Below are 18,449 nucleotides of genomic sequence, written 5' to 3' on the forward strand. Positions count from 1 at the left end.
AAAAAGACATCGTGATAAGTATTGTTATAATGTAACATCGAATTGAATCACCATGATGGTCCCGAACATGAATTCGCTTTCACTCCCGGATATCGCCGCGCAAGTTACTCGCCAAGCATTGCCACTTGAATGGGTGGGCATGCAGGGCATCGCATTACCTATCTTGTTGGAAGGCCAACACCTGAATGCCAAGGCTGACGCTGGAGTGAGTCTTGATGATGGCGAGGCACGCGGCATTCATATGTCGCGACTGTATTTGGCTCTGGAAGCGCTCGAACAGGAGCGCCTGACACCCGCTCTTCTGCAGCAGGTGCTCAAGCGTTTTCTGGAGAGCCACGAAGGTTTATCCAGCCGTGCTTACTTGAATATTCACACCGATCTGCTGATGAAAAGGCCTGCGTTGATCAGTCCATTGGCTGGCTGGAAATCCTATCCAGCGAGTATTTCGGCAAGCCTGAAAGACAACATGTTCCACGTGGAACTCAAAATTGAATTGCCCTACTCTTCGACTTGCCCTTGCTCAGCGGCTTTGGCGCGGCAGTTGATCCAGCAACAATTTATCGACGACTTCGCCAACAAAGGGCTTCAGCACGCCGACGTTCTGGCCTGGCTAGGCTCGACCCACGGCATCGTCGCCACGCCTCACAGCCAACGCAGCACCGCGCAACTGCATCTACATCTCGACGAATTCATCGATGAGCTGCCGTTGAGCGTGATCATCAATGACGCCGAGGCGGCCCTTGGCACCGCCGTACAAACCGCCGTAAAACGCGCTGACGAACAAGCCTTCGCCCTCGCCAATGGCCAGAACCTGATGTTCTGCGAAGACGCGGCACGCCGTCTGAATCTGGCCCTGCGTCGGACTCCGGGCGTCAGTGCATTTCATTTGCGAGTGATCCACGCCGAAAGTCTGCACGCCCACGATGCCGTCGCCGAAAGCCACTGGCAGCGTGAACAAGCATGATCCGCTGCCAATCCCTGAGTTGGGGGGCACCCGGCCAACCACTGACTGCGCCCCTGAGCCTCGAGTTCGACAGCGGCAGCCTGACGGCGATCATCGGCGCCAACGGCTGTGGCAAAAGCAGCCTGCTGAAGGTGATCGCCGGGCTGCAAAAACCATTGGCAGGCAATGTCAGCCTGAGTGTTCCACGTCAAAGCGGATTGTCCTTCCTGCCCCAGCAACAGCATCTGGATCGCCAATTCCCCATCAGCCTCGAAGAACTGGTCGCCGCTGGTTTCTGGGGGCGAAGACTATCGACCCAACTACGAAACCAGCGCCTGAAAGATGCACTGGCAAACTGGCACCTCAGCGGACTCGAACAGCGTCCACTCATGGCCCTGTCCGGCGGTGAACTGCAACGCGCCCTGCTCGCTCGTCTGAGTCTGACTGACGCTGCGGTGCTGCTGCTCGATGAACCCCACGCCGCACTCGATGAACTCGGCCAACAATTGCTCTGGCAGCACATCCATACCTGGCATGGAGAAGGTCGAACACTGGTCGTCGTGTGCCACGACCTCGTCGCCGTGCGCCAACACATACCGCAAACCTTGCTGATCAAAAACCGCCAGTGCGTGTTCGGCGCGAGCGTCGAGCTGATCCAGCAAACACCTCGCACGCAGGTGGCCTGATGCTCGCCGTCGCCCACTTCTGGCAGCCGTTCAACGAGTTCGTGTTCATGCGCCGGGCCCTGCTCGGCGGCCTGGTACTCGCTTGCAGTACCGCACCGCTCGGCGTGTTCTTGATCCTGCGACGGATGAGCCTGATCGGTGATGCAGTGGCCCATGGCATCCTTCCCGGCGCTGCATTGGGTTTCTGGTTCGCCGGACTCAGCCTGCCGGCATTGACGCTCGGCGGTCTCGGGGCCGGACTGAGTATGGCCGGCCTCGCCGCCTGGATCACCCGTCGCACAGGCCTGCGTGAAGACGCCAGCCTCGCCGCGATTTATCCCATTTCCCTCGCCAGCGGCGTGCTGATTCTCGGCATCGCCGGCAAACGCCTCGACCTGCTTCACTTGCTGTTTGGCTCGGCATTGGCCGTCGACGGCCCGACCCTCACCGGCATGTTGTGGGTCTCGGGATTCAGCCTGATCGCCATGGCGCTGATCTACAAACCACTGTTGCTCGACACCCTCGACCCGTTGTTCTTGAGAACCGTGAGCCGCCTCGGCCCACTCGCCCACGGCGTCTTTCTGACGCTGGTCGTACTCAATCTGGTGATCGGCTTCCAGGCCATCGGCGCCCTGATGGTCGTCGGGCTGATGATGCTCCCCGCCGCCGCCTCACGATTCTGGAGCCGTCGTCTGCCGATCCTGATTGCCATCGCAGCCGTCATTGGATGTCTCTCAGTGTGGTTCGGCTTGCTGTTGTCGTTCTACTACTCGCTACCCAGCGGCCCGGCCATCGTGCTGGTCGCCGGCCTCGGCTATCTGCTGTCCGTGGTGTTCGGGCCGGTTCACGGTCTGTTGCGCCGCCCGCCTTTGCTCACATCCCAATGAGGTGTTTCCCGATGCGCGCTCTACTCGTGTTGCTCAGCCTGATGCTGTCGATGTCATTGTCGGCGGCGGAAAAATTACCGGTGGTCACCAGCTTCAGCATCCTCGCCGACATGGTCCATCAGGTCGGCGGCGAGCATGTGCAGATCACCAACATGGTCGGCCCTGACGCTGACGCACACACCTACGAGCCGACACCGGACGATGCCAAGGCATTGCTCAGCGCCAGACTGATCATCAAGAACGGTCTCGGTTTCGAGCCTTGGCTGGACCGACTGGTGACCAGCACCGAGACCAAAGCCACAGTGGTCAGTGCCAGTCATGGCGTGATTCCGCGATCACTGGATGAGGACGGCGAAACCGTTCCCGACCCGCACGCCTGGCACAATCTGGCGAACGCCGAGTTGTATGTCGCCAATATCACCAAGGCACTGATCGCTGCGGATCCCGCGAATAAAGCGGACTACGAACGCAACAGCAAAACCTACCTGAAGCAGATCTACGCCCTGCTCGCCGAGGCCAAAGCCAAACTCGGTGCACTACCTCCGGGCAACCGCAAAATCGTCACCAGCCACGATGCTTTCGGTTATCTCGGCCAAGCGTACGGCATCGACTTCATGGCGCCGCAAGGCTTGTCCACTGAACGCGAACCCTCGGCTGCCGAAGTCGCTGCACTGATTACGCAGATTCGCCAAGCTCACGTCAAAGCAGTGTTCATGGAAAACATCAAAGACGCGCGCCTGCTCAAACAGATTGCCGACGAAAGTGGCGCGCACATTGGCGGCACTTTGTACTCCGACGCCCTCGCTGCCAGCGGCCCCGCCAGCACCTTCACCGGTCTGTTCGAATACAACCTCAACACCCTTTACAACGCGCTGAGCCAACCATGATCCGCAAGAACCCATCAGGTGATTTACCGCAAATTGCCGAGTCAGCCTACGTCGACAAGACCGCAATCATCTGCGGCAAAGTGGTGATCGGCGAGAACGTGTTCGTCGGCCCCTACGCGGTGATCCGCGCCGACGAAGTGGACGCCTCGGGCGAGATGGAACCGATCACCATCGGCGCCAATTCGAACATCCAGGACGGCGTGGTCATCCACTCCAAATCCGGTGCTGCAGTGACTATTGGCGAATTCAGCTCCATCGCCCACCGCTCGATCGTGCATGGCCCCTGCGTCGTCGGCGACCGCGTGTTCATCGGTTTCAACAGCGTGCTGTTCAACTGCGTTGTCGGCAATGGTTGTGTCGTGCGGCACAACTCGGTGGTCGATGGTCGGGATTTGCCGGCTGCGTTCTACGTGCCCTCCACCACCCGCATCGGACCGAACACCGACCTTTCATTGTTCCCACCGGTGAGCGTCAGCGCTTCGGAGTTTTCCGAAGACGTGGCACGCACCAATGTCGATCTGGTGCGCGGCTACAAAGCCTTGCAGAACGAGTTCTGAATCATGAGCAGCGTGCTGATTCGCAACGCAAGACTGGTCAATGAAGGGCGCGAGTTCGACGGCGATCTGTTGGTCAGCAACGGACGCATCGTCAAGATTGCGCGAAGCATTGAAGGCGAAAACGCCACGCTAGAAATCGACGCGAACGGCCAATGGTTGCTGCCGGGGATGATCGATGACCAAGTGCATTTCCGTGAACCGGGCGCGCCGGCCAAGGGCAGCATCCACATCGAGTCACGCGCAGCGGTGGCCGGTGGCATCACCAGCTTCATGGACATGCCCAACACAAATCCGGCCACCCTCACCCTCGAAGCCCTGGCGGATAAAAAGCGCCGGGCGGCGATCAACTCGGTGGCTAACTACGGCTTTCACTTTGGCGTGAGCCGGGACAATCTAGATACGGTTGCCGCGCTCAATCCGTGTGAAGTGGCCGGCGTGAAAGTGTTCATGGGCGCCTCGACCGGCAACATGCTGGTGGATGATCCGCAAATCCTTGAGCGACTGTTCGCCGAGGTGCCGACCATTCTGTTGGCGCACTGTGAACACACGCCGAGCATCGACGCGAATGCGGCCAATCTGCGTGAGCTGTTCGGCGAACGAATCCCGCCCGCTGCTCACCCGCTCATCCGCAATGCCGAGGCGTGTTATCGCTCCTCTTCACTGGCGGTCGAGTTAGCCAAACGTCACGGCACGCGGCTGCATGTCTTGCACCTGACTACGGCGCGTGAACTGACGTTGTTCGAAGACAAAGCGCTGGCGCAAAAACGCATCAGCGCTGAAGTCTGTCTGCATCATTTGCTATTTGATGATCGCGACTATGCTGCCCTCGGCAACCTGATCAAATGCAATCCGGCGATCAAGACCCAAGCGGATCGCGATGCGTTGCGCGCGGCCCTGAGCAGCAATCTGCTGGACGTGATTGGCAGTGACCATGCACCGCATACCTGGGAAGAAAAGCAGCGAGCTTATGCGCAGGCACCTTCTGGATTACCGCTGGTACAGCACGCGTTGCCGGCACTGATGGAATTGGTTGCGGACGATGTACTGCCAATCACCACGTTGGTAGCAAAGACCAGCCACAGAGTCGCGGATCTGTTTGCGATTCCCGATCGTGGGTATTTACGTGAAGGCTACTGGGCGGATCTGATATTGGTTGAGCCGCACACCTTGGAGGTGAATCGGCAACCCATTCTGTCGCAGTGTGGATGGACGCCGTTTGCCGGACGCAGCTTTCGGCATCGGGTGAGTACGACGATTGTCTCGGGGCAGATTGCCTGGCGGGAGGGTCGAGTGAATGAGGGATGTCGCGGGTTGGCGCTACGATTTATGCGCTGATTGAAAAAACCCAGTAGGAGCTGACGAGTGAAACGAGGCTGCGATCTTTTGATCTTGTTTTTTACAATCAAGATCAAAAGATCGCAGCGTGCCGCAGCTCCTGCAGGAGATACATTTAGGCGCGGGGTTTCACAGCGCCGCAATCCTGACCCAACCAAACAGCGCGAGTTTCCAGACTGCCCTTCTGGTTGATCCCGATCGCATTGAACGTGCCGTTGGCCACGGTGGTGAACTCACGATCACTGAGGAACGTCGCCACCCCGGTGCCTTGCGCTTTCGGGCAGCTGAAACGGAATTTCCACTGATTGCCAGTGCGCTCGGTGATCTGTTGTTTGCAGCCCGATTGCGGGTCAGCCAACGGAATATCGTTGGTCGCCACTTGCTCCGGCGTCAGACACGCGCGAATACCCTTGCCGCCGATATTGATGCCGTTTTTTTCCAGTGCCGCACGCTGCTGCGGGGTCATCTGCCCTTGCAGTTGGCCGAGGATCGATTGCACATCCATCGGCTGGTCATCGACCTTGACGTTGCTCGATGTCATTTCCCACAGCCCCGGCTGCAGCATCTGCGCTTGCGCAACCACCGGCAATGCCAAACCCAGGCCCAGCGCCAAACCCAGCAGACGAACGTTCATCGAAAAACTCCTGATCAGTAGTGGCCGTTAGACGTCGGCCGATTGCTTCGGTTCATGCACCAATTAAATAGCGACATTCGCGACAGAACATGGTCTGTTAAGCATTGAATCTTCCGGAGCAAGGCTGCCCCATGGATTATTTTGGACCGCACATTTTCGGTTATCTGATCGCCCTGATACACACTCTCGGCTTGATCGCCGCCGTTCACGCGGTGCTCACCGTGCGCACGGCTCAAGGCTCGATCGCCTGGGCATTGTCGCTGATCTTCATTCCCTATCTCACGCTTATTCCGTACCTGGTGTTTGGCCGCAGTACCTTTGATGGCTACATCAACGCGCGACGTCAGGCCAACGAACAGATGCGTCAGGCCATCTCCGAACTGAACTGGCGCCCGTGGGTGGAAGAAGCGCTGACCGCGCGCGCCTCGAATGCCTACGCCTCGTTACGCGCAATGCCAAAATTGGGGCGCATGCCGTGTCTGGCGAACAACGAAGTGCAATTGTTGATCAACGGTGCAGCCACCTTTGAGGCGATCTTCCAGGCTATCGAACAGGCGAAGGAAGCGGTGCTGATCCAGTTTTTCATCATCCACGATGATCGCCTCGGTCAGCGCCTGCGTGATCTGCTGCTGAAGAAAGCCGCCGAAGGCGTGGCAATTCATCTGCTCTACGACCGTATTGGTAGCCATGCCCTGCCCCACAGTTATGTGCAGGCGTTACGTGATGGCGGCGTTGAGGTCAAAGCCTTCGCCACGCGCAGCGGCTGGCTCAATCGCTTTCAGGTCAACTTTCGTAACCATCGCAAGATCGTCGTGGTCGACGGCGTGGTGGGATTTGTTGGCGGGCATAACGTCGGCGATGAATACATGGGCGAAAAACCACCGCTGGCGCCGTGGCGCGATACCCATGTGAAAGTACGCGGCCCGGTGGTCGCGTGCATGCAGGAATCCTTTGCCGAGGACTGGTTCTGGGCCGCGCGAACATTGCCTCCGCTGATACTGCCGGACGAATATCCGGACGACGGCGTGCTCTGCCAACTGCTCGCCAGCGGCCCGGCCGATGCTTACGAAACCTGCTCGCTGTTCTTTGTCGAAGCCATCCATGCGGCCACCGAACGCGTGTGGATCACCAGCCCTTACTTCATTCCCGACGAGGCTGTATTTGCCGCATTAAGGTTGGCGGTCTTACGCGGTGTCGATGTGCGACTACTGCTGCCATCGCGTCCCGATCATCGCATCGTTTACGCCGCTTCCAGTCTCTACGCGTTTGAAGCTGTGCGTGCCGGCGTGCGAGTGTTCCGCTATGAGCCCGGTTTCCTGCATCAGAAAGTGGTGTTGATCGACAGTGAGATCAGCGCCATCGGCAGCGCCAATCTGGACAACCGTTCGTTCCGATTGAATTTCGAAGTGATGCTGCTGACCGTCGACAGCGACTTCGCCGCCAGCGTGGAAAACATGCTTATCGCCGATTTCGAGCAAGCCTACGAAATTGCCAAAGAAGAAAGCCGGGAAATCCACCGACTGCAACAAGTCGGCATGCGGATCGCCCGGCTGATTTCACCGATTCTCTAAAAACCCTCACCCTGACCCTCTCCCAGAGGCAGAGGGGAATATTCAGTGTTAAGGGTTATAGATATCGTCGCGCGTCCATGGCAGTTCATGGCTGCCATCCGGATGCGCTTTCACCGCAAGGATCTGGTGCAGATTGATCCAGCCGCGCGCAAACGCATAAGCGCAGCCGGCCAGGTACAGACGCCAGATGCGCAACGCCTGATCCGGCACCAGTTTGCCTGCGGTTTCAAGGTTATCCTCTAGTCGCTCGCTCCAGTGATCCAGCGTGCGCGCGTAATGCAGGCGCAGGCTTTCGACGTCGACAATCTCCAACCCCGCTTCGCTGATCTCGGCCGAGATCATCGCCAGGTGCGGCAACTCACCGTTGGGGAATACGTATTTCTCGATGAATTCCCCGGCACCGCGTCCCACCGGACGACCATCGGTGTGTTTGGCGGTGATGCCATGGTTCATTACCAGACCGCCCTCCTTCACCGCGCCGAACAGGGTTTTGCAGTACTCGGCGAGATTGGCGTGGCCAACGTGCTCGAACATCCCGACGCTGACTACCTTGTCGAAACGCCCGTCCTGAGGCAGATCGCGGTAGTCGAGCAACTGCAGTTCGATCTGGTCTTCCAGGCCTTCGGCCTTGACCCGTTCGCGTGCCAGTTCCAGCTGTTCCTTGCTCAGGGTAATACCGAAGACTTTCGCACCGAATTCGCGCGCGGCAAAGCGTGCCAGACCACCCCAACCGCAGCCGACATCCAGCAGGTACTCGCCTGGCTGCAAGCGCAGCTTGCGGCATAAGTGTCGAAATTTGGCTTGTTGCGCCTGTTCCAGAGTTTCGCTGCCCGTTTCGAAATAAGCGCAGGAATACGCCATGTCGCTGTCCAGCCAGAGCTGGTAGAACGCATTGGACAGGTCGTAGTGATAGGAAATGGCTTTGGCGTCAGTTTCCTTGTCGTGCACCGAACGCACCGGCTGACTGTCGTCATCTTCGCCGAGCAAAGCGTTGCTTAATTCGTCGCAAACCCGGATGACCTCGCTGATCGAGCCCTCCAGCTCAAGTTTGCCTTCAACGAATGCCGCTCCGAGCGCATCCAGGCTTGGATGGGTGAACTGGGTGACCATCTGCGGGTCCTTGACCACGATGGTGACGCTGGGCGCCGGCCCCAGATTGAACTCATGGCCATCCCAGAGTCGCAGGCGAAGCGGAAGCTGCAGATTCTGTAAGGCCGGTGGAAGTTGCGCGAGCATGGAAAATCCCCCTTGTTTCAGACGTCAGATCTGAGGGTAGACCATCCCGGAAAAATAGCAGGCTATCGATTTGATTAGCCTGATCTATCGCTGCAGACGCACCAGCAAACCTTCCTGAATCCACTGTTTCAACCAGGTCACGGCTTGAAGTGGCGCGCCCTCACCATAAGTGACTGCTAACTCGGCGCACAGTTCGGCGAAACTCCATCCTTGGTTGAGCAAACCATCGAGGGCCGTCGCCTGCGCCGAATCGAGGCTGCGGTAACTGCAGATCAGCTGGTTGCGCCAAATCAGACAGGCCTGTGGAATATCCAACGCCATGCTTTCAGGGAAGTCTGCTTTTTCCTTCACCGAGCGCCACAGTGCAAGGCTGTTGAAGCGGCACCCCAGCCACTGCAAGGATGGCACCGCTTTGACGCGCAATTCGGGCCACTCCTCCGGGGCCAGGGCCGCCACAGCGTCAATCGTCAGCGGCTCATCGGCGGGTGCATCAAAGGCCAGTGTGAAAGCCCATTCGAGCGCGATCAGCTCGGCCAGCGGCGCACTCTGCTCCGGCACCAGATGCTCGCGGACAAAACCTTCAAAGCCTTTGCCCAACCAGCGCAGGCTGTAATGCGCTGATGGATACCGACGGATGTACGCCATGGCGAGGTCATCGAACTCTTCATCGCCCAGCCAGTGCAGGATCGTCGGAAAGTCATTGCGCAAGACTTCCAGCAACCGCGCTTTGTAAGCGTTGTGATAGATCGCCAGTCCCGTGCCGACATCCAGTGTCGGGCCACCGATCAGGCTCTTGCCCAAGGACAGATTTGCACTGCGGTCTTCATCGAGAAGGAACGTCTCGAACGCCAGTTGCCACTCCTTCAGGCGCATTGCTGCCTCCCGGCCAGAACCTTGTTCCCCAGCTCACGGGCCTTTTGCAGTTCATCGAGCAATTCATCGAAAGGCGGAAAATGATCGTCACGCTCCAGCAACGTGGCCACAGGGCCGAAGTGTTCCAGTGTGCGTTGATAGAGTGCCCAGACCGGATCGCTCACCGGATGGTCGTGAGTGTCGATCACGTAATCGCCGTAGTCACTGTGCCCCGCCAGATGCAGTTGGCGGACTTTGTCGATGGGCAGGCTGCTGATGAAGGCCCACGGATCGAAGCCATGATTACGTGAACTGACGTAAACATTGTTCACGTCCAGCAGCAATTCGCAGCCGCTTTCGCGGCTCAGCGCTGCGAGAAACTCCCACTCGGTGAAATCATCCGAGGCAACACGGACATAACTGGAAACGTTCTCCAGCACCAACGGACGCTGCAAAACGTCCTGAACCTGGATTACCCGAGCGGCGATGTAATCCAAGCTTTCTTCGGTGTAAGGCAGCGGCAGCAGATCATGTAACTGATGGGCATTGCCACGGCTCCAGCACAAATGGTCGGAGATCCATGCCGGTCTGACCCGTTCGGCCAATTGCTTGAGTTGGTTGAGATAGTCCGGATCGAGGGCATTCGGCCCGCCGATGGACAGAGAAACACCGTGCATCACCAGCGGATAGCGCTCGGCGATAGCGTCGAGGTAATACAGGGCCTTACCGCCCTGCACCATGAAATTTTCCGAAACCACTTCAAACCAGTCGACATCCGGCGACTGCTCAAGGATCTGCTGGTAGTAAGTGCTACGTAAACCCAAGCCGTAGCCCAGGAAGGGAAGGGAAACAGACATGGGGCGAACTCCTGATAAAAAGTGGCCGCAGTGGCGCCAACCACTGCGGCAACACTTGCCGGTCAGTTATTCGCCGACCTTGCCACCGGCTTTTTCACACGCCGCCTGAGTCATTGCCTTGAAGCCCTGGCCTTTACAGGCACCCATGCCTTTGCAGGCGTGGTCTTTGGTTTTGCAGTCGTTCTGGCCTTTGCAGCCGTTCACGCCGTAGCAGTGAACGTTGGCATCGGCGGCCATCGCGTTGGAGGCAACACCGGCGAACATTGTGGCGGCGGCCAAAGCGAGAGCGGCACCAGCAGCAGCGGTCTTGATGGTCATTTTTCTTATCCTCGGTAATCGTCAGGGGTGTCGGCTGGAAGGTTGTTCAGTCCCGACATAGCACTAGAGAGAGCGCCCCCGACGGCGTTACAGAGGATCGAAAAATAATTTCAAAGGTCTTTCTGGAGCTTGAGCAACGGCTCCTGAAAGCGCAGCAAACGCCCGGCATTACCGAGGACCAGCAGCGTGCTGAGGTTGTGCAGCAGCGCGGCAATCATCGCCCCGGCGGCACCCAGCCAGCCGAATGCAGCGAACACGACGATGGCCAGCGTCCAACCCAGACCGATGATCACGTTGACCTGCAACGTCCGGCGGCACTGGCGGCTGAGGCGCACGCAGGTGCCGAGTCGGCGCAGGTCGCTGCCGATCAAGACAATATCCGCCGAGGCCAGCGCGATGTCGGCGCCACCCGCACCCATTGCCACACCGACCACGCCTGCCTTGAGCGCGAGGGAGTCATTAATGCCGTCACCGACCACCATCGGCCGGAAACCATTGTCGATTTCCTTGAGCACGCGATTGAGTTTGTCCTCGGGCAAGGCCTGGGCTTGGACCTCATGCAAACCGACCTCCTTGGCGAGCGACTGGGCCACGCTTTGACGATCGCCGGTCAGCAGCAATTGCCGTCCGAGCCCCAATTCACGCAATTCGTCGAGGGCGAAACGGGCCTCCGGTTTAACCGTGTCGGCGAGCAACAGCCAAGCGAGGAATTCCCCGTTCAATGCCAGCCCGGCGATGGGGCCATCGTGATCGGGGACCGTTGTCGTGGTGATGCCCAGTTGCGCGAACAATTCTGGCCGACCGAGCGCCGCTTCGCCCTGCCCGGTCATGGCGACTACACCAAGGCCCTGACGCTCGTGAATATCACTCAGCGTTAGACATTGATCCTGACTGACCAACCCGGCGAGCGCACGGCTGACCGGGTGACTGCTCGCCGCGCCGAGGCTGGCGGCAAGCGCCAGGACCACAGACGACTCTGCTTGCGGGCTGTTGATCGACTGCAAGCGTAATGTGCCGTAAGTCAGTGTCCCGGTTTTATCGACGACCAGCGATGTCAGGTCAGCCAGTTCTTCGAGGAACGCCGAACTGCGAATCAAAATCCCGTGACGCGCTGCCACCGCGACACCGGCAATCGCCGTCGCCGGAGCGGACAACACCAACGCGCACGGACACGCTGCCACCAACACTGCGAGCATCGCTTGCGCATCGTTGGTGACGAACCAGGTCACCGCTGCCAGCAACAACACCAGCACCATATAGCTGCCGGCGTAACGTTCGAGCAAACGGGTGATCGGTGGTTTCGAGCGCTCGGCGTTCTGCATCAGCGCGATGACTTTGCCGAGGGTCGACTCGTCGCCAGTGCGGGTCACTTCAATGCGCAGCAGGCCATCGAGATTGATCGCGCCGCCGAACACCGTCATGCCGACAGCCGCCTCGACGGGCACTGATTCGCCGGTAATCGAAGCCGTATCCAGACTGGCCTGGCCGGACAAAACCCGACCGTCCGCCGGCACCCGATCACCGGCGCGCACCTCAACGGTGTCGCCGGATTTCAGCGCGCCGTTGTCCACTTCGATGATCGAACCATCCGCCAGAAGCTTGCGTGCGTGACTGCGCGTCAGTTGGCCAAGCGCATGAATCGCTTCCTGCGAACCGATCACGCTGCGCTCCTCCAGCACATGGCCGAAGATCATGATGATCGGCAGCAGCGCAGCCGTCAGCAGATCGCCGGTGGCCCATGCACCGAGCATGGCCAGGGCAATCAGTTGATCGGTGATGCCGTGCAAGCTTGGATAGCGCAGGCTGTACCACGCCGAACGCATCACCGGGACGGCGACTGATAAAGAAGCAAAACCAAGCAACAACTGACTGACGCCGGTTTGCTCCGGCACCAGCCAACGCCAGATCAAACCCAGCCCCAGAAGACCCAACGCCAGCATCGCCAATGTCAGTTGGCGTGCGGCGCGGCGTTGTTCGGCCGAGGACAACAGGCTCGGTGCAGCGGTCGTCGCAGTCATTTACTGGCTCCCTGAATGATCAGACGGGAATCGTCTTTCGGGTCGACCGTGGTGACCGATCCGGCCTGACCGAGAATCTTCGGCATGCGCTCGCGGTACAGGCGCAGAAGCATTTGCGGGTCGGTGCTGCTGGCCAGACTCGACACCGTGGCAGTGTCAGCCGTGGCTTTGGCCAAGCGTTCACCGGCCTGCGCGTGAGCGAGTTGTAGCGCCCGATCGGCTTGTTCGTTGGAGGTCTGGGTGAGCTTTTCGGCATCGGTACGTGCGTTGGCCACAGCTTTGTCGGCTTGCTGACTGGCCGTCAGCACCGCGTTGAATGCACTGACCGCCGGATCCGGCAGACTCGACTGCACATCGACCCGCGCCACTTCGATCCCGATACCCTGCCCGCTCGCCTTCAACTCGGCCAGACGTTTGTTGATGCCTTGGACCAAATCACCGCGCAATCGCTCACGTCGTTCGGCAGCCTGATTGTCAGCGCCGATCAATTCCGGACGCGCGACCAGAATGGTGTCCAGATCCCTGGCGGCAGTCAGTACCACGACACTGCGAGTGACCAATCGATCCAGCGCCGGCAACACATGATCGGCCTGCAAGACAAAGTCGTAAGGGTCGGTGACTTTGTAGAACACCCGCACATCCAGCTGCACCACGCCGGCGTCACCGGTCAATAAATAACCAGAGCCGGCCAGAGCATCGCTGAGTGGTGTAGCGAAGGAAGCGACTCGATCAGCCTTGAGTGCCTCATCGCTGCGCAACAGGTTTTCCACCCGACGCTCGATCACCCGATCCGCGGCCGGCAACAAAACCACCTGTTCGAACGGCTGCGGCCAAGCCAACAACAGCCCCGCGTTCTGCACGCGATCCAGTGCACCAAAGTGCAAAACCACCGCACGATTCTGCGGATCGATCTGTCGCACATTGGAAAACGCCCAAGCCAATGCGGCCAACACCGTCACCGCATACAGGGCGAGAAATGCCAAACGACCAGCCTGAATCCACGGGCTGTTCAGCGAATGTGTTCCACGTGGAACTTCTTCACTCATGGCTGCGATCCGGATTTACTGTCGAGTGTTGGCGGGCCATCGACCAGCACGCGAAATGGCGCCGCGTCAGTGCGCAAGATCAGTTTGGTGTCTTGCGTAACGATGGTGCCAAGGGTGTCCAGCGAGCGCAGCAAGTTGTACAGCTGCGGCGAACTGGCGTACGCACGGCCGTAAATCTGCGCGGCTTCAACGCGAGATTGTGCTTCGATTTCTGCAGCTTTCACGGTGGCGTCGGCCTGCACAATTCGCGCATCGCGTTCGGCAGCAGAGCGGATTTGCGCAGCCTCACGCTTGCCGATCGCGGTACGTTCGGTAGCGATTGTTTCACGCTCGGCGCGCATGCGATCGACAGTTGCGGTAAGGGTGACAGAAGGCAAAGTCAAACGCTCGATGCCGACTTGCACAACGCGCACGCCATAGGTGGCGAGCAATTGCTGATCGATCTGCTGACGCAACTGCGCTTCGAATTCAGCGATATGCACCTGACTGGCATCAGTGTTCACCAGGTTCGCCAGATCGAAACTGCTGGCTGTGGTTTCCAGCGCCGAGCCCACGAAGGTGCGAATCTGCCGCGCCGCCTCATCCGGCTGGTTCTGTACCGCGCGCATAAAGCGCTGCACATTGTCTGGATCACCCTGCACCTGCCACGCCACGTAGGCCTGCACGATGATGCGCAAACCGTCGCGGGTACCAACATCCTGCAAGCCGCTGGAGGTGGTGCGCAGACGCAGATCCACCGGGATCGCCGCTTCGAACGGCGCCGGCCAACGCCAGCTCAAACCCGGATCAAGCAGCACCCGCGATGGATTGCCGAAGCGGGTAATCACCGTGGCTTCACCCGAGCGCACTTGCACCAGGCTCGCTGCTGCGATGGCGAACGCAACCAGCAACACCGCCCAGCTCATGCGTCGCCACGGGAAAGGCCCCGCCTCTTCCGGCGCACCGTGGTGATGGTGATGATGTCCGTGATGATGGTGATGTCCACCGTGGCCATGATCGTGGCCGCTGTGATCATGCGGTTCGTGAGTGTGCGACTGGCTCAATGGGCGACTCCTGGTTGAGCGGTGTTGCGCGCGGGCGACGGGTCAGCCGGCAGCGTGAAAGTACGCAGATCGATGGTCGGCGGATTGCTGCTGCCACCCAGACGATGGTCGATTACCAGCAATTTGGCTTTACTCAGGCCTTGGCTGAGCTGACCGAGATATTGCTCAAGCACGAAAGCCTGACCAGCACTGGCATAGGCTTTTTGTTCGGCGCTGAATTTCAGATCCGCCGCCTGCGCCGTAGCACGGGTTTCGCGCGCGTTGGCGCTGGCCTGATCGCGAGCGAGGCTGGCCTGCAATTGCGCCTGATTGCTCGCTTCGGCCGCAGCGCCACGCTCGCGGGAGATCAACGCCTGCGCGCCGATCTGCGCCGCTTGCACGCTGTGGTAGGCATTGGCGGCACCGGCCGGCGGGTGAATGGCTTCGACGACTGTGGCGAGAATCTCCACGCCGCTGTTGAGTTGCTGCAGATCACTTTGCACCGCGCGACCGATCTCCTCGCCCAGTCCGACCCGATCTTCACCGAGCAAACCGTCGAGTGTGCGCGAGGCAAAGTCATGCACCAGAATCCGGCTGGCCGTGCTGCGAATCAGCGTCGGCACATCGGCACTGTTGTAGGTCGCGGCCAGCGCCGCCTGATCAGTCAGGCCTATGCGATAAACGAAGCGCACGTCCATGTTGACGATCTGAAAGCTCTGTTGAGCGCCACGGCTGCTGGCGATGACTTGCGACTTGTCATTGACGTGGCTGGCGTCCCACAAGCGGTTGGCTGTCATCGGCGCAGGACCTTCGGCAGGATCGGCTTGCAGCGGCGCCGGATTCTCGCCAACGCTGGTGGCCAATTCGTGCACCACACCGTTCTCGACGATCAGCACGCGCCCCAGCGGCCACGGCAAACCCGTGTGCAATCCTGGGCCGAACACCTGCACCGGTTTGCCGAAGCGCTCATAGATGCCACGGCCCTGCAGCGGGATTTCATGAATGCCGGTGAGCAGCCAACCCACCGCTGCAACGAGCGCCAGCACTGGCAGAAACGCTCGGCGCATGAAACTGAACGCCCAGATCTGGCGCAGATCGATGCCAAAACGGTTGTGCAATTCGTGCTGCAGCGCGAGTAAAGGCTGGGGTGGCCAACGCAGCATGTCGGTAACAAAACTGCGCGCCAGCAACCTTGGCTCAAGCTGTTCGCGACGAGGGCTAAAAACTGAAAGAACGGCGCGCAATAGCCACTCGATCGCGACCAATCCTGGCAAGATACCCATCAGTACAGACACGCGAACTGGCCACACGGCATTCTCGCCAGCGAACAACAAACACAGCGCGCCGAGCACCAGAGTGATGATCGCCACGCGCGTCAGTTGCGCCAATGAACCTGCTTCCGGCCATTGCGCAGGATTCTCCTGAGCCAGTTGTCGCTCAAGCACCAACAAGCCGAACGCCAGCAGTAATGACAGCGCTGCGCCCACAGTGGCGGACAATCCAACGGCTGCGGCGGGCAGCGCCAGGTTCCACACCTGTTCGATACTCAGCGCCACCAGCAACGCCCAGCCAGCCAACCACAGCGTCGCAGCACCGATCAGGCCAAGTGCGTGCAAACCCTGCTGGCTGAGGCGATCCAGCAGGCGCTCGTACCACCCTTGCGGCGCAGAGCGTTCATCTTCGGCAATCGGCGTCAGCACAACAGGATTGATCACCCGCGCGCGCCATTGCGTCACCCACCACGCAGATTGCAGCCCGGCGACCAACACCAGCAGCGCCGCGCTCTGATTGACCAGCAGCGGCAGCCACAATGACTGCGGTGCAAACAGCCCGACGAAAAACGCCAACACCCAGCCCGCCCCGGCCAATCCACCGAGGGCAAACGCCCAACGCCGCAGTCGCCCGCCCTGCGTGGCCGCCTGCTGAAAACGCGGCAGTCCGGTCACTTGCGTGCCATCCACCTCCAGATCAACTTGCATATCACCCCAATATCATTGGCTCGCGGTTCATATCGTTACGATATAACGAAAAGCGTGAAATATTCGTACACAATTACGCGTATTCAAAGACGCCCAACCTGTCGCTTGCCTGAAGCCTTGACCGAAAAGCCTCGAAACGCACATATTACGTTCGTAATTTTTATTCAGAACTACTTTTAGCGATCCGCATCCATCCAACAGGAGCAAGCGCATGAGCAACTATGACGTAGTGATTCTGGGCGGCGGCCCCGGGGGTTATAACGCAGCGATCCGCGCCGGCCAGTTGGGCCTCAAGGCCGCTTGCGTGGAAGGTCGTGCGACGCTGGGCGGCACTTGCCTGAACGTCGGTTGCATGCCGTCCAAAGCCCTGTTGCATGCCTCGGAGCTGTACGAAGCGGCGATAGGTGCGGAATTCGCCAACCTCGGCATCGAGGTCAAACCGACGTTGAATCTCGCGCAGATGATGAAACAGAAAGACGAGAGCGTGGCGGGCCTGACCAAAGGCATCGAGTTTCTCTTTCGCAAAAACAAAGTCGAGTGGATCAAGGGCTGGGGCCACATCGACGGCCCCGGCAAGGTTACAGTGACCGATGATCAGGGCAGCAAAATCGAACTGACCGCCAAGGACATCATTATCGCCACCGGCTCCGAACCCACTCCCCTGCCCGGCGTCGAGATCGATAACAAACGCATCCTCGACTCAACCGGCGCGCTGTCGCTGAGTGAAGTACCCAAGCATTTGGTGGTGATTGGTGCCGGGGTGATCGGCCTGGAACTGGGTTCAGTCTGGCGACGCCTGGGCGCGCAGGTCACCGTGGTCGAATACCTCGATCGCATCTGCCCCGGCGTCGATGGCGAGGCCGGCAAAACCCTGCAACGCTCACTGGGCAAACAGGGCATCGCGTTCAAGCTGAGTTCGAAAGTCACCAGCGCCACCTCTTCCGCCAACGGCGTGCAACTCAGCGTCGAGCCGGCCGCTGGCGGTACGGCCGAGTTGCTCGAAGCTGATTACGTGCTGGTCGCTATCGGTCGTCGTCCGTATACCCAAGGCCTCGGTCTGGAAAACGTCGGCCTAAGCACTGACAAGCGCGGCATGCTCGCCAACAAACAGCACCGTACCGAAGCCGCCGGGGTCTGGGTGATCGGCGACGTGACCTCCGGGCCGATGCTCGCGCACAAGGCTGAAGATGAAGCGATGGCGTGCGTCGAGCAGATCCATGGCAAGGCTGGCGAGGTCAATTACGACCTGATCCCCAACGTGATCTATACCAGACCGGAACTGGCCAGCGTCGGCAAGACTGAAGAACAACTCAAGGCCGAGGGCCGTGCCTATAAGGTCGGCAAGTTTCCCTTCACCGCCAACAGCCGGGCGAAGATCAACCATGAGACCGAGGGTTTCGCCAAAGTCCTCGCGGATGAACGCACCGATGAAGTCCTCGGCGTGCACCTGGTCGGCCCGAGCGTCAGTGAAATGATTGGCGAGTTTTGTGTGGCGATGGAGTTCAGTGCCTCGGCGGAAGACATTGCGTTGACGTGCCATCCGCATCCAACGCGGTCAGAGGCGTTGCGTCAGGCGGCGATGAATGTCGAGGGGATGGCGACGCAGATGTAGGGTTCTGAAATCCAGGTGGCTGAAACACCG

General features: G+C 59.5%; 17 protein-coding genes. 8 read left to right on the top strand and 9 right to left on the bottom strand.

The features are described from left to right. Nucleotides 1–67: 67 nt before the first annotated feature. The 6 genes from folE2 to ACZZ0A_RS25380 are packed head-to-tail and all read left to right on the top strand — an operon-like array spanning nt 68 to nt 5,274. Nucleotides 68–964: a GTP cyclohydrolase FolE2 gene (folE2, locus tag ACZZ0A_RS25355; protein WP_042704911.1), complete on the top strand. Its 897-nt coding sequence runs from the start codon at nt 68–70 to the stop codon at nt 962–964. Continuing rightward, nucleotides 961–1,629, top strand: coding sequence for a metal ABC transporter ATP-binding protein (locus ACZZ0A_RS25360; RefSeq protein WP_463543874.1), 669 nt, complete (start codon nt 961–963; stop codon nt 1,627–1,629). Before folE2 ends, ACZZ0A_RS25360 begins: the two co-directional genes overlap by 4 nt. Then, entirely contained in the window at nt 1,629–2,495 is an 867-nt protein-coding gene (locus ACZZ0A_RS25365; protein WP_007949691.1) for a metal ABC transporter permease, read from the top strand. The genes ACZZ0A_RS25360 and ACZZ0A_RS25365 overlap by 1 nt, the downstream gene beginning before the upstream one ends. 11 nt (nt 2,496–2,506) lie before the next feature. Continuing rightward, a complete protein-coding gene (locus ACZZ0A_RS25370) occupies nt 2,507–3,382 on the top strand; it encodes a metal ABC transporter substrate-binding protein (RefSeq protein ID WP_414894522.1) in 876 nt (291 codons plus the stop codon). After that, a complete protein-coding gene (locus tag ACZZ0A_RS25375) occupies nt 3,379–3,939 on the top strand; it encodes a gamma carbonic anhydrase family protein (protein ID WP_414916361.1) in 561 nt (186 codons plus the stop codon). The genes ACZZ0A_RS25370 and ACZZ0A_RS25375 overlap by 4 nt, the downstream gene beginning before the upstream one ends. A 3-nt stretch (nt 3,940–3,942) precedes the next feature. Continuing rightward, a complete protein-coding gene (locus ACZZ0A_RS25380) occupies nt 3,943–5,274 on the top strand; it encodes a dihydroorotase (protein ID WP_463543875.1) in 1,332 nt (443 codons plus the stop codon). A gap of 115 nt (nt 5,275–5,389) precedes the next feature. Here ACZZ0A_RS25380 and ACZZ0A_RS25385 read toward each other — a convergent pair whose 3' ends face one another. Next, nucleotides 5,390–5,908 (bottom strand): DUF3617 domain-containing protein, encoded by a 519-nt coding sequence (locus ACZZ0A_RS25385; protein WP_007912033.1) that lies wholly within the window; start codon nt 5,906–5,908, stop codon nt 5,390–5,392. Between the two features lie 131 nt (nt 5,909–6,039). On the opposite strand from ACZZ0A_RS25385, the gene cls reads away from it, so the two are divergent. Next, nucleotides 6,040–7,479 (top strand): cardiolipin synthase, encoded by a 1,440-nt coding sequence (cls, locus tag ACZZ0A_RS25390; protein ID WP_463543876.1) that lies wholly within the window; start codon nt 6,040–6,042, stop codon nt 7,477–7,479. A 48-nt stretch (nt 7,480–7,527) separates the two neighbouring features. Here cls and cfaB read toward each other — a convergent pair whose 3' ends face one another. The 8 genes from cfaB to hflK (ACZZ0A_RS25430) form a co-directional block, all read right to left on the bottom strand. Continuing rightward, complete coding sequence (gene cfaB, locus ACZZ0A_RS25395) at nt 7,528–8,715, bottom strand: C17 cyclopropane fatty acid synthase CfaB (RefSeq protein ID WP_123376056.1); 1,188 nt, start codon at nt 8,713–8,715, stop codon at nt 7,528–7,530. Nucleotides 8,716–8,799: 84 nt separating this feature from the next. Continuing rightward, nucleotides 8,800–9,588, bottom strand: coding sequence for an HvfC/BufC N-terminal domain-containing protein (locus tag ACZZ0A_RS25400; RefSeq protein ID WP_007912030.1), 789 nt, complete (start codon nt 9,586–9,588; stop codon nt 8,800–8,802). Then, the gene (bufB, locus tag ACZZ0A_RS25405; protein WP_463543877.1) at nt 9,579–10,424 is read right to left on the bottom strand and encodes an MNIO family bufferin maturase; all 846 of its coding nucleotides are present in this window, start codon (nt 10,422–10,424) and stop codon (nt 9,579–9,581) included. The genes ACZZ0A_RS25400 and bufB overlap by 10 nt, the downstream gene beginning before the upstream one ends. 66 nt (nt 10,425–10,490) lie before the next feature. Beyond that, complete coding sequence (gene bufA2 / locus ACZZ0A_RS25410; RefSeq protein ID WP_007912027.1) at nt 10,491–10,742, bottom strand: BufA2 family periplasmic bufferin-type metallophore; 252 nt, start codon at nt 10,740–10,742, stop codon at nt 10,491–10,493. A gap of 110 nt (nt 10,743–10,852) precedes the next feature. Then, nucleotides 10,853–12,760, bottom strand: a complete 1,908-nt coding sequence (locus ACZZ0A_RS25415) for a heavy metal translocating P-type ATPase (RefSeq protein WP_463543878.1) — start codon at nt 12,758–12,760, stop codon at nt 10,853–10,855. Then, complete coding sequence (hflK, locus tag ACZZ0A_RS25420) at nt 12,757–13,806, bottom strand: protease modulator HflK (RefSeq protein ID WP_463543879.1); 1,050 nt, start codon at nt 13,804–13,806, stop codon at nt 12,757–12,759. The genes ACZZ0A_RS25415 and hflK (ACZZ0A_RS25420) overlap by 4 nt, the downstream gene beginning before the upstream one ends. Next, on the bottom strand, nt 13,803–14,849 hold the full coding sequence (hflC, locus tag ACZZ0A_RS25425; protein ID WP_463543880.1) for a protease modulator HflC: 1,047 nt from the start codon (nt 14,847–14,849) through the stop codon (nt 13,803–13,805). The genes hflK (ACZZ0A_RS25420) and hflC overlap by 4 nt, the downstream gene beginning before the upstream one ends. After that, on the bottom strand, nt 14,846–16,807 hold the full coding sequence (hflK, locus tag ACZZ0A_RS25430; RefSeq protein ID WP_463543881.1) for a protease modulator HflK: 1,962 nt from the start codon (nt 16,805–16,807) through the stop codon (nt 14,846–14,848). Before hflK (ACZZ0A_RS25430) ends, hflC begins: the two co-directional genes overlap by 4 nt. A 211-nt stretch (nt 16,808–17,018) precedes the next feature. Here hflK (ACZZ0A_RS25430) and lpdA point away from each other — a divergent pair, with 211 nt between their 5' ends. Further along, nucleotides 17,019–18,419, top strand: a complete 1,401-nt coding sequence (lpdA, locus tag ACZZ0A_RS25435) for a dihydrolipoyl dehydrogenase (RefSeq protein WP_463543882.1) — start codon at nt 17,019–17,021, stop codon at nt 18,417–18,419. The last annotated feature ends 30 nt before the right edge of the window (nt 18,420–18,449 follow it).

The organism is Pseudomonas sp. AC242, assembly GCF_979258655.1.

Bases quoted from the DNA above. Each gene is read 5' to 3' on its own strand.
- ACZZ0A_RS25365 (WP_007949691.1), top strand. From the start codon at position 1,629: ATGCTCGCCGTCGCCCACTTCTGGCAGCCGTTCAACGAGTTCGTGTTC.
- ACZZ0A_RS25360 (WP_463543874.1), top strand. From the start codon at position 961: ATGATCCGCTGCCAATCCCTGAGTTGGGGGGCACCCGGCCAACCACTG.
- hflK (WP_463543881.1), bottom strand. From the start codon at position 16,807: ATGCAAGTTGATCTGGAGGTGGATGGCACGCAAGTGACCGGACTGCCG.
- cls (WP_463543876.1), top strand. From the start codon at position 6,040: ATGGATTATTTTGGACCGCACATTTTCGGTTATCTGATCGCCCTGATA.
- ACZZ0A_RS25380 (WP_463543875.1), top strand. From the start codon at position 3,943: ATGAGCAGCGTGCTGATTCGCAACGCAAGACTGGTCAATGAAGGGCGC.
- bufB (WP_463543877.1), bottom strand. From the start codon at position 10,424: ATGTCTGTTTCCCTTCCCTTCCTGGGCTACGGCTTGGGTTTACGTAGC.
- ACZZ0A_RS25400 (WP_007912030.1), bottom strand. From the start codon at position 9,588: ATGCGCCTGAAGGAGTGGCAACTGGCGTTCGAGACGTTCCTTCTCGAT.
- cfaB (WP_123376056.1), bottom strand. From the start codon at position 8,715: ATGCTCGCGCAACTTCCACCGGCCTTACAGAATCTGCAGCTTCCGCTT.
- ACZZ0A_RS25370 (WP_414894522.1), top strand. From the start codon at position 2,507: ATGCGCGCTCTACTCGTGTTGCTCAGCCTGATGCTGTCGATGTCATTG.
- ACZZ0A_RS25415 (WP_463543878.1), bottom strand. From the start codon at position 12,760: ATGACTGCGACGACCGCTGCACCGAGCCTGTTGTCCTCGGCCGAACAA.
- ACZZ0A_RS25385 (WP_007912033.1), bottom strand. From the start codon at position 5,908: ATGAACGTTCGTCTGCTGGGTTTGGCGCTGGGCCTGGGTTTGGCATTG.
- bufA2 (WP_007912027.1), bottom strand. From the start codon at position 10,742: ATGACCATCAAGACCGCTGCTGCTGGTGCCGCTCTCGCTTTGGCCGCC.
- folE2 (WP_042704911.1), top strand. From the start codon at position 68: ATGAATTCGCTTTCACTCCCGGATATCGCCGCGCAAGTTACTCGCCAA.
- lpdA (WP_463543882.1), top strand. From the start codon at position 17,019: ATGAGCAACTATGACGTAGTGATTCTGGGCGGCGGCCCCGGGGGTTAT.
- ACZZ0A_RS25375 (WP_414916361.1), top strand. From the start codon at position 3,379: ATGATCCGCAAGAACCCATCAGGTGATTTACCGCAAATTGCCGAGTCA.
- hflK (WP_463543879.1), bottom strand. From the start codon at position 13,806: ATGAGTGAAGAAGTTCCACGTGGAACACATTCGCTGAACAGCCCGTGG.